Origin of the sequence: Thalassospira sp. MCCC 1A03138, from assembly GCF_002115785.1 — a bacterium.
Taxonomy (GTDB): Bacteria; Pseudomonadota; Alphaproteobacteria; order Rhodospirillales; family Thalassospiraceae; genus Thalassospira.
Genome location: NZ_JFJY01000013.1, coordinates 83,848 through 100,160, shown reverse-complemented (window position 1 = coordinate 100,160; position 16,313 = coordinate 83,848). Strand labels below are relative to the sequence as shown.

General features: G+C 57.3%; 12 protein-coding genes. 4 read left to right on the top strand and 8 right to left on the bottom strand.

What is annotated here, in order from left to right; genetic code table 11:
* The first annotated feature begins 65 nt into the window (after positions 1 to 65).
* Both TH468_RS20240 and TH468_RS20235 read left to right on the top strand, forming a co-directional pair.
* Complete coding sequence (locus TH468_RS20240; RefSeq protein ID WP_168177199.1) at positions 66 to 5,690, top strand: G8 domain-containing protein; 5,625 nt, start codon at positions 66 to 68, stop codon at positions 5,688 to 5,690.
* 200 nt (positions 5,691 to 5,890) lie between these two features.
* A complete protein-coding gene (locus TH468_RS20235) occupies positions 5,891 to 7,081 on the top strand; it encodes an FAD-dependent oxidoreductase (protein WP_085646248.1) in 1,191 nt (396 codons plus the stop codon).
* 24 nt (positions 7,082 to 7,105) lie between these two features.
* Here the strand turns inward: TH468_RS20235 and TH468_RS20230 are convergent, their stop codons facing one another.
* The 8 genes from TH468_RS20230 to TH468_RS20195 form a co-directional block, all read right to left on the bottom strand.
* Positions 7,106 to 7,936 carry a phosphodiesterase gene (locus tag TH468_RS20230; protein WP_085646247.1) on the bottom strand — a complete coding sequence of 277 codons (831 nt, stop codon included), beginning with the start codon at positions 7,934 to 7,936 and terminating at the stop codon, positions 7,106 to 7,108.
* 24 nt (positions 7,937 to 7,960) lie between these two features.
* Entirely contained in the window at positions 7,961 to 9,037 is a 1,077-nt protein-coding gene (locus TH468_RS20225; protein ID WP_085646246.1) for an ABC transporter ATP-binding protein, read from the bottom strand.
* Entirely contained in the window at positions 9,034 to 9,852 is an 819-nt protein-coding gene (locus tag TH468_RS20220) for an ABC transporter permease (RefSeq protein WP_085646245.1), read from the bottom strand. Before TH468_RS20220 ends, TH468_RS20225 begins: the two co-directional genes overlap by 4 nt.
* Positions 9,853 to 9,854: 2 nt before the next feature.
* Positions 9,855 to 10,775: an ABC transporter permease gene (locus TH468_RS20215; RefSeq protein WP_210402274.1), complete on the bottom strand. Its 921-nt coding sequence runs from the start codon at positions 10,773 to 10,775 to the stop codon at positions 9,855 to 9,857.
* On the bottom strand, positions 10,776 to 11,780 hold the full coding sequence (locus TH468_RS20210) for an ABC transporter substrate-binding protein (protein WP_139834773.1): 1,005 nt from the start codon (positions 11,778 to 11,780) through the stop codon (positions 10,776 to 10,778).
* A gap of 11 nt (positions 11,781 to 11,791) precedes the next feature.
* Complete coding sequence (locus TH468_RS20205; protein ID WP_085646244.1) at positions 11,792 to 12,832, bottom strand: LacI family DNA-binding transcriptional regulator; 1,041 nt, start codon at positions 12,830 to 12,832, stop codon at positions 11,792 to 11,794.
* 243 nt (positions 12,833 to 13,075) lie between these two features.
* Entirely contained in the window at positions 13,076 to 14,476 is a 1,401-nt protein-coding gene (locus TH468_RS20200) for an ATP-binding protein (RefSeq protein WP_085646243.1), read from the bottom strand.
* Between the two features lie 9 nt (positions 14,477 to 14,485).
* Positions 14,486 to 15,157, bottom strand: a complete 672-nt coding sequence (locus TH468_RS20195) for a response regulator transcription factor (RefSeq protein WP_085646270.1) — start codon at positions 15,155 to 15,157, stop codon at positions 14,486 to 14,488.
* 187 nt (positions 15,158 to 15,344) lie between these two features.
* On the opposite strand from TH468_RS20195, the gene TH468_RS20190 reads away from it, so the two are divergent.
* The gene (locus TH468_RS20190; protein WP_085646242.1) at positions 15,345 to 15,650 is read left to right on the top strand and encodes a PepSY domain-containing protein; all 306 of its coding nucleotides are present in this window, start codon (positions 15,345 to 15,347) and stop codon (positions 15,648 to 15,650) included.
* 101 nt (positions 15,651 to 15,751) lie between these two features.
* Entirely contained in the window at positions 15,752 to 16,285 is a 534-nt protein-coding gene (locus tag TH468_RS20185) for a cytochrome b/b6 domain-containing protein (RefSeq protein ID WP_085646241.1), read from the top strand.
* Positions 16,286 to 16,313 lie beyond the last annotated feature (28 nt).

The window sequence follows — 16,313 nt, the reverse complement described above, 5'->3', positions numbered from 1 at the left end:
ATTGCCATTAAACGGCGATAGACGGCAGTATAATGCGCGTAGAAGAATATATTCAGGGGGAACTCATGCTCGCACAACGATCAGCCCGCTGCCTTTTCTGGCCCAAAGGGCCAACCAACTTCAATGCTATTTTGACCATAATCGCCATCATGGTGCCCCTTTCGGCCCATGCCGCGAGCATGTCCCTCTCCGAGGCCTTGAGCAACACGCAATGTCAGGGCGTAATTCCAAACGGCAAGACCCTGAAAATCGGCGGCACATCGCCCTGCATAGATGTCGTCATCAGCGCCACTGACGCCAGCACCAACAGCAGCATCACCGCGCCACTGCGCCCCGTCGTAATCGGCTCTGGCGGCACGCTCTCCTTCAAAGACGAAACCACGACCCTCTATGCCAACTCATTCCTCGTAAAGGATGGTGGTCAAATGCTTGCCGGGTCACGTGGGGCACCGATACAAAACAAAATCACAATTATCATGGCCGGTACGTTGTCAGCATCCCCCGCCCCGATGGCCATGGGATCGACACCGATCGTAACCACGACAAACAAAACCCCGAATTCACGTGATATTACGGTCATGGATGGCGGCAAGATTGCTTTGTTTGGCGGACATGGGCTGTCGGCATGGCCCGATGGTATCAATAACGATCCCAAAGCCAGTCCCGCCTTCATTAATACCCATCGAGGCACCAATAGCTGGACCTACCTGGCCACGCCAGCAGGACCGGCAAGCTATAATGACGGCGCAAATGTCAGCGCCCCCGTGCCATCAACCAATCCCGATACAACCCTGACATTGGCAGGTGAAGTTGACTGGGCTCAGGGTGACTGGATTTCAGTCGCAACCACCAGCTTCTCATCTCATCAGACCGAAATTGTCCAAATCGATACCATAACCACTGTCACCGATCCCAATCAAAGCGCCATGACAATAACCGGCGCAACCAATGCAGCGCCCATTATTGTCACCGCATCAAGCGCGCCTGAAACTGGCGAAACGGTCACAATCACAGGTATCAAAGGAAACACCGCCACCAACGGAACATGGATCGTCACCAAACAAAGCGACACAACATTTGCGCTTAACACCGCAATCGGTAACGGAACCTATACAAGCGGTGGCACCGCGCAGGTCCAGGTCAGCCAGATCACACTCAGTCAACCGCTCAAGCACTACCATTTCGGCGGCAAGGCCCCTACGTCCGGCTTTTTCCCGGCCAATACAACCCAATCCGTTATTGCGGGCGGCAACCCGATTGATGTCAGTTTTCAATCCAAAAGCTTCTATGACAGCGCGGATCAGAATTACGGCATTGATGAACGCGCCGAAGTTGCCCTGCTGTCACGCAATATCAAACTGACGTCGGTGGCAGGCGAAGCTGGCGATGCAAATTCCTTTACCGGCGGGCATCTGGTCGCCATGGTCAGTGCCCACGGCAAACACGCCCCGATCCTTAATCTGGTGGGGGTCGAAATCGAAAAATTCGGCCAGCCCTTCGTCGGGCGCTATCCGCTCCATCTGCATCACCTGCCACAAATGACGATTACGGCTGCGACTAATGCCAGTCCCATCGTCGTCACCTCATCCAAGGCTCCAGCAGCGGGAACGATGGTGCGGATTTCCGGGGCACAGGGAAATGATGCTGCCAACGGCACCTGGGTAGTGGATAGTCCGACAACAACAACCTTTGCCCTCAAAGGGTCAACCGGCAATGGCACCCTGATCGGCACCCCTGTCTTGACAACGGATAATATCCTTGTTCAGGATGTCAGCGTTCATCATGCCTATAACAAATGCTTTGTCGTCCATCACACGGCAAATGCGCAGTTCTATAACAATGTCTGTGTTCGAACCGTGGGTCAGGGTGTGTATCTTGAAGACGGCACAGACATCACCGGCAACCAGTTCATGCGCAACCACATTGCCGGCACAATGGCCGCCCAAAGCACCTATTCCTACCCGCGCGCAAATAACAGCCAGTACTGGGATGGCGACAACCTTCAGGCCGCCAACACTAATGCCAACTGGTACACAATCAACGGCATTCCTGATACGTCTTTGTCCGGCGCAAATAGCGGAACCGGAACCGAACCCGGCCCGGACACCTATCATCCCGGCGGTTTCTGGATCACCAATCCCGGCAATGTCTTTGTCAATAATTCCGTCGCCGGATGTCAGGCACAGGGACGCGGCTATTGGATCATCACCCAGGACCCGACACAGGAAAGCGCCTATCCGGAATTTACCGGTAACCGTACACATGGTTGCTATAACGGGATAGACACCGCGCCGGATGCAATCAACAATGCCTTTAACCCGGCACCATTGCTGCAACCCGCGACATATCCGGTTTCAGGCGCATCCAATCCCCCTATTATTGTCACCAGCTCCGAAGCGTTACCAACAGGTATCAGTACCGGAGACTTTACAGTCACGATTGCCGGTATCGGGCCCGAGACCAATGGCACCTGGCCAATCAGCGATATTGATCAGACGAAAAAATCATTTGGCGTTGATAACGCCCGCCTTGCCGGAACTCCCCCAGCAGGAGGCACATGGACTTTTGAAAACCAGCCGATCCTGACGGCAGCCAAGGCCACTGCTACAAGCCCGATTGTCATCACCTTTCCCGGTGGGTCATTCCCGGTTCCGCCAAATGGGGCAACCGTCATCATCACCGGGCAAAATCCGGCTGTGAATGGGACATGGACAATCAAGGATTCATCTGCCACCGGCTTCACACTTGCAAATTCCGAAACCGTCGGAATGAGTGGGCTGCCACAGAATGGTGGGTTCTGGGCCATGCAAGGTAACATTGCCAGCATCGCCAGCGCCCCGATCACAATCACCAGCACGAATGTTCCACCGACCGGCACACAGATTACCATCTCTGATATCGGAGGTAATACCGCCGCGAACGGATCTTGGACCGCAACGAAAATCAGCAGCACGACCTTCTCGCTCGACGGTTCGAATGGCAACGGTTCCTATACCAGCGGCGGCATCTGGAGCGAAGCAACCTATCCCCCGATCCTTCTGCTGAATGGCAATACATCCACCCGGTCACGCAATCGCGGCCTATGGAGCCGCTCGATCTTTATGGCACTGCACAATAACCGGTTCGCCACCAACCCCTACGGCGTATCGCTGGCCGGCGGCGGCGGCCCCGAAGGCAACCTGCCAGGCTATTGGGATTTGGCCCATGCCAATGTCTTTGCCGGGATGAGCCGCAACAATGTGGATCGCTATCCGGCCTGCAGTTTCAAGGGGCAAAGCGGAAATAATTGGAAACAGGAATGCACCGATGTGAAACTGGCCTCAGATGCCCACTGGGGCAACTATCCCGATGCCACGATGAACATTCAGGGTTACAGCTATTATGACGGCCCGGCCCGGATTGAAAACAACCGTTTTGTCAATTTCCGCGCCGATCCGACCGGTATTCACAGCAACGATCCCGCCGCCCGTCTGCTGACCTCAACCGACATTGCCAAAATTGTTTCTGATGGCATCGTCGGGCAACTCGAAGGCATTGTAAATTCCGCTCCGGCCAACTCGGCACCATCGGCGAATTACAAAGGCTATGCAGGTGATCCGGCCACCGGCTGGATTCAGTCAAATGCCCAATCCGTTCCACCGACCCAATACATCAAGGGCAGCATCTGGGACAATGTGGATTTCAAACATCAGGTCTATGATGAATCGGTCAATATGGGCGTCTTTGAAGATGGTGATAAAACCACCGTCATCCTTGATATGGATGGCCGCCTCGCCGGGATGAAAGTCGCCTGTACATCAAACGATGCCAATTGCACCCCGCCCCCGGCGGTATCGCTCAACAACCTCGACTATTACGCCACTGATTTTACAGTGGACGAACCGCACTCTCGCGGTCCCAACAATTTCCTTGCCACTTCGCTTATGAGCCCGCATCGCTATGCGACGCTCAATATTGAATCCGTGCCAAGCCCATCGAGCGCTCCGCCATTACGGGTGGAGATCACCCGCGATATGCCAGCCTACGGGGACACAACCTATCCCAACCTGTTTCTGAACGGACGCGGCCAAAATCCCATTTATGAACCCTTTGTTATGGACCGCATGGGTTACACGGTGCATGCAAAGAATGGCACAGAAAATCAACCTTCCAGCCAAAGCCTGCAAGCATTCGAACCCAAACTTCTGTTCAGCTATACCGATCCATCGGTGAAAAAGGCGGGCCAGTTCTTTGTTAACCGGATCGGCGTGTTTGCACCGCTTGCCACCCCGTCCAGCATCAAAATCTATCGTATGCGGCGCCAGTGGGGGGATAAATATATGGGGGCCGATTGGCCGCCCGCCCCTTATGTCCCGCCGGTCGCCGCCCCGTCCTGTGACGGTACCTTCTTCACACTCACCACAACGCAACAGGAAACCGGTTGGCAGGATTGCGTTAACCGGGGCACCAATAGCGGCAATTATACCGGCGGGACAACACTCACCCAAGCGACCAGTTGGAACGATTTTGAACAAAGCTATACGGACCTTATGGCCGGGACGACAACTGTCGCCACCTTCATCGCCAACCAGACCTATTATTACGACGCCACCAGCCAGACGCTGTATTTCTATATGATCGAAGACAAACCGGTCTGGCAGAACTATGCGCCGCTCGGCACCTGTGACGCGGCAAATTATACGACCAACGAAAACTATCTTGGCCGCATTCAGGCGATCAAGACTTTCAGCAATCCCGCCAGCGTCAAGGCCGCCCTCGATGCCGCCTGTCTGGTCAGCAACAGCACCCAGCAGAAGAACGATCTTTATTCCTGTCATGAAACAGGGTGCGCGGCCTATGCTCTTGACCTCAGCTCTGCCGGGCTTTCAACCGGCACCCTCCAGACGATCACAAATGCCACCAATGCCACCGGCACCAGCCCGATCACAATAACAACCGGCACCGCCCCGCCAACCGGGTCAAAGGTAACAATCAACGGCATTGAGGGAAACACTGCCGCCAACGGCACTTGGACAGTCACAAATACCGGCGCAACGACCTTTACCTTAAACGGATCAACCGGCAAAAGCAGTGGCACCTACACATCCGGTGGCACATGGATATGCGATAATTGTGCCCCACCGCATCCGATTACGCGCACGGCCTATAACGGGTGGAATCAGTACAAGCTGGTCTATGCAACACCAACCCAACAGCCCAACGGCCTTCCCGTGGCAGGCAACTCCGCCATCGGGAATACGCCGCCCCCGACTGACGGGGCCGATCTGTCCGACCTGCAAATACCGCTTTTCGATGCCGTGCCACCACTCGGCAATCAGGTTACCTATAATTTCCTGCCGCTTTCGGGCCCCCCCTTCCCGGTAACCGAAAACTTCCCCTATCGCTGCACCCAAACGCCACCCTGGTCGCCGGTCAATGCACGGGGAACTTATTCATCGCCGACCTATCCAATCCATCATTCCATATGCTCTGCATTCGACATCACTGGTGCAACCAATGCCAAGCCGATTGTCATCACCTCAACCTTCGCACCGCCGACAGGGACAAAGATGACAATCACGGGCATTACGGGAAATACGAAGGCCAATGGTACATGGACCGTCACCAATATCACCCCGACAACCTTCTCTCTTGATGGAACAACCGGCAACGCCACTTATATCAGTGGCGGTTCCTGGCAAATTGATTGAAGGCAGAACAGTCAGGACACCATCGAATAAACAAGCAAACGGCGGATCGTTTTTTTTTCGATCCGCCGTTTGCTTTGCCCCATATCAATCCCACCCCAAAGCCATTGCGTATAGAAGGTGACCAAGGCACATTGCAGCCCGAACACCAACATGCGACACTGCGCCCGGATTTGAAGCCCGAATAAAACAGGGATAAAGACATGATCGAAACCGATATTCTGATTGCAGGCGGCGGCATCGCCGGCATGAGTGCGGCGGCCCGCTTTGCCGCTGACGGGCACAGGATCATGATCGTCGATCCCGCCCCCGCCGACATTGGCGAAGGCACGGACCTGCGCACCACCGCCTTCCTGCAACCGGGCATCGAAACCCTTAAAAAGGCCGGAGTCTGGGACGCGATCAAACCGACGGGTGCCGAACTTCGCGTCATGCGCATCGTCGATGCCGGCGGCAATGAACTTGCCCCGCGTGAAACCGCCGATTTTGACGGCGCGGAAACCACGCAGGGCTTCTTTGGCTGGAACGTGTCGAACAAGGCCGCGCGTGTTTCGCTGATGGCGAAACTTGAAACGCTGCCCAATGTCGATTTCCGCTTTTCCACAACCGTCACCGGCTTTACCGGCACTGCCCGCTATGGCGAGGCAACCCTGTCTGGCGGCGAAACCGTGCGCGCCAAGCTGGTCGTGGCGGCGGACGGCCGCAATTCATCGCTTCGCGAATTTGCCGGAATCAAGCATCGCCGCTGGGCCTATGATCAAAGTGCGCTGGTCTTTGTCGTCACCCACGACAAACCGCATGACAATATCTCGACCGAAATCCACCGCACCGGCGGGCCGCTGACCTTGGTTCCCATGCCCGATCTTGATGGCAAACCCTGCTCATCCGTCGTCTGGATGACCCCGGCCGACCGCGCCCAGCAGCTTTACAATATGGATGACGCCACCCTTTCGGCTGAAATCACCCACGACACCATGTCGATGTTCGGCCCGCTTACGGTCGCAAGCCCGCGCGCGGTCTGGCCGATGATATCACAGGTCCCGTCGCGCCTGATTTCGGCCCGTTTGGCCTTGGTGGCCGAAGCCGCCCACGTCGTCCCGCCGATTGGCGCACAGGGGCTTAATATGAGCCTCCATGACATCGAAACCCTGGCCGAGCTGATGGCAAAGGCGAAGCTCAAGGGCGACGATATCGGCGCGACCACGTTGCTCAAATCCTACGAACGCAGACAGCTTCCCAAAACGCTCGCACGGGTTGGCGGCATTGATCTGCTCAACCGCGCCTCGATGTTCGAACCCAAAACGCTCCGCGATCTGCGCTATGTCGGGCTTTCAGCCCTTAACCGCATCGGTCCGCTTCGCAAACTCGCAATCAAGGTCGGGGTGGGGAAATAACTTAGCCCCACCTGGTTCAACCATTCAAACAATCAGCTTCCCATCCGGTCCGAAAAACGGATGCGGTCCGTCATACCGGTCAAGATAGGCCAGATGCGTCATCAGGCTGTGTTGCGCAGCATCCCAGACATGCAGATGCATCGCGGGCGGCTCCATGACAAAGGCCGATGGCCCATCGGCGCGCAAATCAAACGCCACCTGATGGGCAACCGACGGGCCGATCATCAACGGCACCCCGGCCCAGATCGTATGGATCGGGCGGTGCACATGGCCACAGAAAATCGCCTTGATCCGGTCGCGATGCACCGAAACGATTGCGGCGAGTTCGTCCGCCCCCCCGCCCAGATTTTGCGCGTCCATATGGGCAATCCCGGTCCGGATCGGCGGATGATGCATGAAAATCGCGCAATCGCGCCCATCCCCGTCCAGAAGCACATCGCGCAGCCAGTCAAGCTGTGTCTTCCCTAAAACACCACCCGGTTTGCCCTCATCCAGCGTATCCAGCGCGATCAGGCGCAACGGAAAATCATCGACAACGTAATTGACGAATGCCGTCGTCCCTTTGACCGGGGTTGCATCGGGGAAAGCCGCACGAAGCGGCCCACGCCGGTCATGGTTACCCGGCACCATGAAATAAGGGATCGTCAGCTTTTCAAGGATTTCGGCCACCAGCGCATATTCTTGCTGGTCGCCAAGGTCACCAATGTCGCCGGTAAACAGCACCACATCCGGGCGCGGCCCCATCGCCATCACATGGGCAACCGCCTTTTCAAGCGCGCCTGCGGTATCCACCTTGCGATAGGCAAGCCTGCGGCCCGCCCCGATATGCAGGTCGGTCAATTGTGCAATCAGCATGTTGTTGATTTCTTTCTTTTGTTCTTATGAATGGGCCGCAACAGCGGGGAAAACCGTCAGCCGGTCGGCATTGACCCGGCAATGCACATCGGCCCCGGTTTCAATCACGTCATCGGCATGGGTATCGATTGTCACCGCCTGCGGGCCGATCCCCGACACGGTCAGACGCAACCGTTCGCCCAGATACGAAACCGCCTCGACCCGGCCGGTAAAATGCGCCTCGTCCAGATCACAGGGCGAGAGCCCGTCTGCCCGGAAATAAAGCTCCACCGCACCCTGATCGATAATCGCCCCGTGGCGCGGATCAAACGCATCGACCGCATCAAAAACATGGGCACCGATATGCAGCCGCCCGTCGCGCATCTGCCCTGTCATCCGGTTGGCCGCCCCGACGAAATCGGCGACAAACGGGTTTTGCGGCTTGCGGTAAATCTCGCGCGGGGTGCCGATCTGCGCGATCTCGCCCTTTTGCATCACCACAATCCGATCCCCCAGCGCCATGGCTTCTTCCTGATCATGGGTCACGTAAACCGCCGTAATGCCAAGCTTGCGCAAAAGCGCATTGATCTCGGTCCGCAACCTTACGCGCAGTTTCGCATCCAGTGCGGTCAGGGGTTCGTCGAGCAACAAAACACGCGGCTGCACCGCAATCGCGCGCGCCAGTGCCACACGCTGGCGCTGCCCGCCCGAAAGCTGATCAATCCGCCGGTCTGCCAGCATATCGATATGCATCATTTCCAGCATCGCATCGACGCGCGCATCGCGTTCTTTGCCCGGCACCCCATGCACCTTAAGCCCATAGGCGACGTTTTCCGCCACCGTCATATTGGGAAACAGGGCATAGGACTGAAACACCATGCCGACCCGGCGTTTTTCAATCGACTGGCGGGTGACATCATCCCCGTCAAAGCTGATCACACCGCCCGCGTCAGAAAATTCAAGCCCGGCAATCATGCGCAAAATCGTCGTCTTGCCGCATCCCGACGGACCCAGCAGAACAATCGTTTCCCCGCCCTCGATCGTCAGGTCAAAGGGGGCCAGTGCGCGTGTGCCATCGGCAAAGGTTTTCGCACAATTGCGAAGTCTGATCTGCGTACTCATAACGTATCCTCCGCCGTATCGATGCGTCTGGATGCGCGCTTGCCCCGGTCGGCAAGTGCCTGCATCGCAATCAGCAACGGCATGATCAAAACAAAGAAAATCAGGGTATAGGCACTGCCGATCTCAAGGCGCATGGATGCATAGGCATCGGCAAGGCCGACCGGCAATGTCTTGGTCAACGGCGTATGCAGCATCCAGGTCAGGTTGAATTCCCCGATGGAAAGCGTCACCACCATAAGCGCACCGGCCAGAATACCCGGCTTGGCATTGGGCACGATGACGCCAAAGAACCGCCGCCAGAACCCGGCACCAAGGCTTGCCGCCCCTTCTTCCAGCATCTTCATATCCATCGCCGCCATCACGGCTGCGACCGACCGCACCATGAATGGCAGGGTAAACAAAACATGCCCGGTCAGGATGAAAAGCCAGCTTGATCTGTATCCACTGACCCCGCCATAGGTAATCAGCAACGCCAGCGCCAATGCCAGCCCCGGAATGGCAACCGGCAGCGTCAGCAATTCCTCAAACAGCCGCATCATCCGGCTGGGCCGTCGCACCAGCACATAGGCCAGCGGCACACCTGCCAGCAATGTCACCACAAGGCACGCCATCGCAATGCCAAGCGACAGCAGGATGCTTTGCGCATAAAGGTCCCAGACCTCAAACACCCAGCGCAGGGTCAATCCCGACGATAGCCCCTTGAACACATTGACCGTCACCCCGGCAAGCGCCGACATCACCACCGGCACCACGATAAACAGGCACAGCACAATCGTAAGACCCAGCTGGCTGTAAAATTTCCAGTCACGCCGCATGATCACGCTCCCCCACCGGTGCCCGATGTCGCACCATTGCCAACGAAAACCCGCACCGCGGCCAGAACCGCCCATGTCATCGCACCCAACGCGATGCTAAGCGCCGCGGCCACCGCGATATTGGCGTTTCGGGTAAATTCGGTATAGATCACCATCGGCAGAACATCGATATCGGTCGCCAGCGTAAAGGCAGTGCCAAACGCCCCCATCGCGGTCGCAAAGCAGATCGCACCCGACGACACAAGACCGGGCATAAGACCGGGCAGGATCACATCCTTCACCACCCGCCATGTCGGCGCACCAAGCGACCGTGCCGCTTCTTCAAGCTGCGGATCAAGCTTCTCGGCCGATGCCATGACGGCCAAAATCACCCGCGGGATCGAAAAATAAAGATAGCCGACAAACAACCCGGTGATCTCATAGGCAAAGACGATCTTCTCGCCCCAAAGCGCATCCGTGACCGATCCGATCACGCCCTGCCGCCCGGCCAGCATGATCACCATGAAACCAACCACCGTCCCCGGAAACGAGAGCGGCAGGGTCAAAAGGGCCGTAATCACATTGCGCCCGGCAAACCGGTTACGCACCAGAAACAGCCCGCAAATCCCGCACAGAATAAGCGCCGTTACCGTAACGCCCCCCGACATCACAAGCGTCTGGATCAAACTGGCGAGATAACGCTCATTTGTCAGGATCACGAAATAGGTCGCAAGCCCATCCGGGCCATCCGCCACCCGCATCGCCACCAGCGCCATCGGGATCGCGAAAAACGCCGCGACGATGATCAGGCCGGGCAACATCAGCAATGCCAGAATGGCCGGGCTACCCGCCCCCGGTGTTGCCCGCCCAAAAACAAGCGGCAACAAAGACAATGGGAAAGAAGGGCGCGAACGCCCCTCTTTGATATGTTCAACCGACGACACTTACCGCACCTCGGACAGATAACGCTCGCCAAAACCGGCCTGAACTTCGGCCATCTTGGCGTAATCGACCGGCTGGGAACGCTCATATTCCGCGGCCGGAAGGAACTTTTCCGATGCTTCCGGCGACATCGCCGATGCAATCACCGGGCGCAGGAACGCATTGGCCCAATGGGCCTGCCCCGCATCCGACATCACATAATCCAGAACCTTTTTGCCATTGTCCGCATGCGGCCCGTTTTTCACCAGACTCATGACATAGGGAACGGCAACCGTGCCTTCGGTCGGGATGACAAAGGCGACATTGGCCTCGTCCTTGTATTTCGCACGATAGGCATTGAAATCATAATCGATCAGGATCGGAATTTCGCCCGACAGAACCCGCGCATAAGCGGTCTGTTTCGGCACGATCGGATCGTTTGCCTTCAATTTTTTGAAAAACTCGATCCCCGGCGTGAAATCGTCAAGCGATCCACCCATCGCCCGGTTGATCGCAACCGCACCGGCATAACCGACAAACGCGCTTGACGGGTCAAGATAGCCGACCATGCCCTTGTATTCCGGCTTCAGAAGGTCCGACCAGCTTTGCGGAACCGGCGCACCGCCAAGGGCTTCGGTATTCACAAACAGCCCAATCGTGCCAGAATGAATGGCAAACCATGCACCTTCCGGGTCTTTCAGGCCGTCCGGGATCTTGTCGAAATTGGCCGGTTTGTAATCGGCAACAACGCCTTCCTCTTTGGCCTTGATGCCAAACGAAACCCCGTAATAGGCAACATCGGCAACCGGATTATCCTTTTCCGCCAGAAGCTGCGACAGCGTCTGACCGGAATTCTTGTTGTCCTGTGGCACATCGATTTTAAGGTCGCGCGCAATGTTTTTAAGCTGCCCGCCCCAATCGGCCCATTCCGGCGGACAGTTATAGCAAATCGCAACATCTTCGGCGAAGGCGGGCTGCGCAGCCGCAACAGCAAACGCCGCACCCATGACAAGTTGTTTGAAACGCACTTTTGATCTTCCTATACTCGGGTTGATGAACGGCGTCGGGATGATCCACGGATTGATCCAATGGAGTCCCCGTCGCTTAGATGATGAGGCAGCAACAAACTCTGCGGGTTTGTCTGCCCCTTGATCAGGCCGCGCAGGAATGCAAGCGCCTGCCGGCCCATCTGCTGGGTGGGTTGAACTGCCGAACACAGCTTTGGCGTGATCAGCCCACCCACCGAAATTCCGTCAATACCGCCAACCGAAACGTCACCGGGCACCGATAACCCATGCGCCCGGCACGCGCTGATCGCGGCAATCGCCAGCATGTCGGTCGAACAGACAATCCCCGTGACCGCATCCGGCCCCAACAGCAAATCGCGCAGCGGTTCCACCAAATCGGTCTCGCCAAACCGCACCTGCACCAGATGCTTTTTCTCAATCCCGGCCTGATCCAGCGCCCGGCAAAATCCGTCATAACGCTGGCGCGACCGGTCCGAACTTTCAAACTGGCCGGCCACCATCACAAGCGACCGGTGCCCCTTGGCAATCATGGCGTTGGTGATGTCAAAGGCCGACTGCGCGTTATCAACACTGATCGCGGCGATATCGGCGCGTTCCGGCTGGTTAAACAGCAACACGAACGGGATTTTCTCGGCCAGCAGCAAATCCACCACCGGATTGTTATCCGCATTGGCAAGGGTCAGGATCAACCCATCGACGCGATTGTTCAAAAGCGCTGAAACCGCCCCCATTTCGCGTTCAGGATCATAGTTTGACGATGTCAGAAGAACCGTAAGCCCCTCTTCATTGGCTTCCTGCTCGATCCCCTGAACCGATGTGGCAAAAACCGGGTTGGCAAGGGTCGGCACCAGAACGCCCACCGTGCGGGTATGGGTCATCTTCAACCGGCGGCCATTGATGTTGGGCCGGTAATTCAGATACCGCACCGCCGCGGTCACGATTTCGGCGGTTTCCGCCGGAACCTCGCCGGGGTAATTGATCACGCGCGATACCGTCGCAATCGAAAGACCGGACTTGCGCGCCACATCGCGCATGGTGGGTTTTGACGACATACCAGAACTCCTGTAACGCCCCCACCATAGGCAAGTTACAAGTCAGTCTGATAACGCATTTGTTGCCGTTTTATGAACATTTGAAACGTTTACATTGGCAGAAAACCGGGACTTGTCAAAACGGCACGGCTCCCCGACTAACCCAATTTTCACAGGCCTAGCATGGCCTCGCCCCCTTGTTTTTCCCCGCCAAACAAAAAGCCCGGCAATCACTTGCCGGGCTTTTCGGATCGGGTCATCCCCTCAACTCTGATGCAACCGCAACTCCGCCATAAAGCCATCCGGCTTGCCGGGGCGCGGGGAATGGAGTGTTAGCTCGCCATTGATATTGCCAACGATGGTTTTGACAATCGAAAGGCCAAGCCCCGCCCCGCTGGCCTTGGTATTGGATCGTTTGAACCGCGATGTCAGGTCATCAAGGTCTTCGGGCCGCACCGCATCGCCCGCGTTCGAAACCCTGACCGTGTCGCTGCCAATCACCTCCACCATGACCTTTTCCTGATCGCTGCCATGTTTAAGCGCGTTTTCAATCAGGTTGCGCATGCAGATCGCAAAGGCATCGTGATCGATATTGGCCGAAAGCGCGGTTGCCGATCTGGCGTCAAAGGCGATGCGCCCCGCCCCATCGGCCACCCGTTCCAGATCATCAATCACAAGCCCCAGTGTCGCGCCCAGTTTCTGGTTTTCCCCGGTCGGGCTGGTGCCGACCCCGGCCTCGGCGCGGGCCAGTTGCAAAAGCTTTTCTGATAGCCGTGACAACCGTTTCAGGCTTTCCTCGGTCTGCCGGGCGCGGATGCGCCCCGGATGGTCTTCGGGCAATTCCGCCAGAAGCCGCTGCGTCTGCGCCAGCGCCGCGGCAATCGGGGTGCGCAATTCATGCGCGCTATGCGCGGTAAAGGTCCGCTCGGCACGGAGTGCAGCATCAAGCTTTTCCATCAGCCGGTTGACGGCGGTGACGATGGTGCTGATTTCCTCGGGCGCATCGTCGAGTTCAAGGGGCTGCAGATTGCCCTCGCCGCGTTCCTCGATCGCATCGCGGACGCGCAACACCGGGCTTAACCCCCGCCTGAGCGCCACGATCACGCCAATAATCACCGCCGGGATCAGCAGCACAATCGGCAGGAACTGCGCCATCACGCTTTCAAAAAGCGCCTCGCGCCGGTGTTCAAGCGGCTCTGCCACCTGAATAACCCGCATGCCCCCCAGAAGGACGGCGGTATAAATGCGGAAATCCTGCTCGTTATAAAATCCTTCGATCAGGGGGGCTTCAAACGGATTTTCCTGCGCGTTATAGGACCGGAGCAAAAGCGCTCCCCCGCCATCGCGCACCTGATACATCAGGTAATCCTCGCCAAGTTCCTCGTCCCCGTCGCCATCCCCGTGATCTTCGGTGCGGATTTCGCCCTTGGCCGGGCTTGGCAGGACTTCCTGCGCACTCCCGCCATCATGGCGTTGCAGATAATCATCAATCAGCGGCGCATAGCGATAGGCCGTGGTGACAAGGCTGTTATCGAACGCTTCCTGCATTTCGTGATACATGCTGTAACCGGCCAGAACCGACCCCGCCAGCCAGAAAACACTGACCGTCACCGTCAATCGCCGGGCCAGCATGAATTGCAGGCTGTTTTTGGCCATCTTGCTCATAAGTTCGGATCATCCTTCAATGCGATAACCAACGCCACGCACGGTATGGATCACCGCCTTGCCCAACTTGCGCCGCAGGCGGCTGATATAAACCTCGACCGTGTTGCTTTCGATTTCCGCGCCAAATTCATAAAGCGCTTCTTCAAGCTGTGCCTTGGATAAGGTCGCGCCCGGACGGCGCAGCAATTGATCCAGCACCGCCCATTCCCGTGATGTCAGATCGGTCTGCTGCCCGTCGATCACAACCGACCGGCTGGCAAGATCAACCTCGATCGCACCACCGTTATCCCCCGAAAGCCGGATCAACGGGTTCGGATTGCCCGAATAACGCCGCGCGACGGCCAGCAACCGTGCCGAAAGCTCATGCAGGTCAAACGGCTTGACCAGATAATCATCCGCCCCGGCATTCAGCCCGGCAATCCGGTCTGAAATCTGGTCCTGCGCGGTCAGGATGATGCACGGCGTCACACTGCCCGCACGGCGCATGCCGCGCAAAAGATCAATCCCCTTGCCATCGGGCAGGTTCAGGTCAAGCAACAGCACATCATAAGGTGTGCCGCGCAACATGATCTCGGCCTCGACCACACTGTCGGTCATATCCACCGCATCCCCCGACGCCAGCAAATGGTCGCGCACCGCCTCGGCCAGATAACGTTCGTCTTCCACCAGCAAAATCCGCATCGCGCCCCGCGTCCCCGTTTCCCGTTCGAATACGATCCCAAACCGGCAGATATGCCGTGCAAAGCTGACAACAACCTGAAGGCCGGACCAAACCCCGTTCAGCTTCCTGTCAGCAAACCGCGTCAGGATCACCCCATTCGATACGCCAACCATGACCGTTTCAACGTGATCTTAAAGGACCCCGACAATGAAAAGAATGCTTTTCCCGACTGCCTCTGCTGCGGCACTGACCTTTGCCCTTCTGGCGGGTGCCGCCCTGACCCTGCAATCCGCCCCGGCACGCGCCAGCGATGATCTGTGCAACGTCCCCAAAGCCGAATGGCAGCCGATGGAAAACCTTGAGGCCAAGCTGAAAGCCGATGGCTGGACCGTCAAGAAAATCAAAACCGAAGACGGCTGCTACGAAGTTTACGCCAAAACCCCGGATGGCAAACGCGTTGAAGCCTATTTCAACCCGAAAACCTTCGAAGCCGTCAAAACCAAAGAAGACTGATTGCGGCCTTCTCGAACCGCACCCCGTTGCCCCCGCTCCGGTGATCATGAAGCTCCCCACCCGAAGATCACCGGGGCAATCCGCAAAAAGGAACTTGATCGATGCAGGTAAAAGTCTGGGACCCGCTGGTCCGTATTTTTCACTGGGGCCTTGCGGCAAGTTTCGCCATCGCCTGGATCACGGCCGATGAATGGGATGCCCTGCATCACTGGGCCGGCTATGCCGCCGGCGGCCTGATTGCCTTTCGCCTGATCTGGGGTCTGATCGGGTCACGCTATGCCCGTTTTTCCCAATTCATCCGCCGCCCGTCCGTCGTGATGGCCTATCTTAAGGATATCATCACCGGCCGCGAAAACCGCTATATCGGCCATAACCCGGCCGGGGCTGCGATGATTGTCGCCCTGATCATCGGCATGATCGGCTGTGCGCTTACCGGCTGGATGTATACCACCGACGCCTTCTGGGGGGTGGACTGGGTCGAAGAAACCCATGAATTCCTTGCCAATGCGCTGCTTGCTCTTGTGCTGGTCCATATCGGCGGGGTGCTGCTGGCAAGCCTGCGTCACCACGAAAACCTTGTCCGCGCCATGATCACCGGCCGCAAACGGGTTGCCGGGTCTGACGATATTTCCTGATCGACGCACGCGATCTCCCGAACGGCCT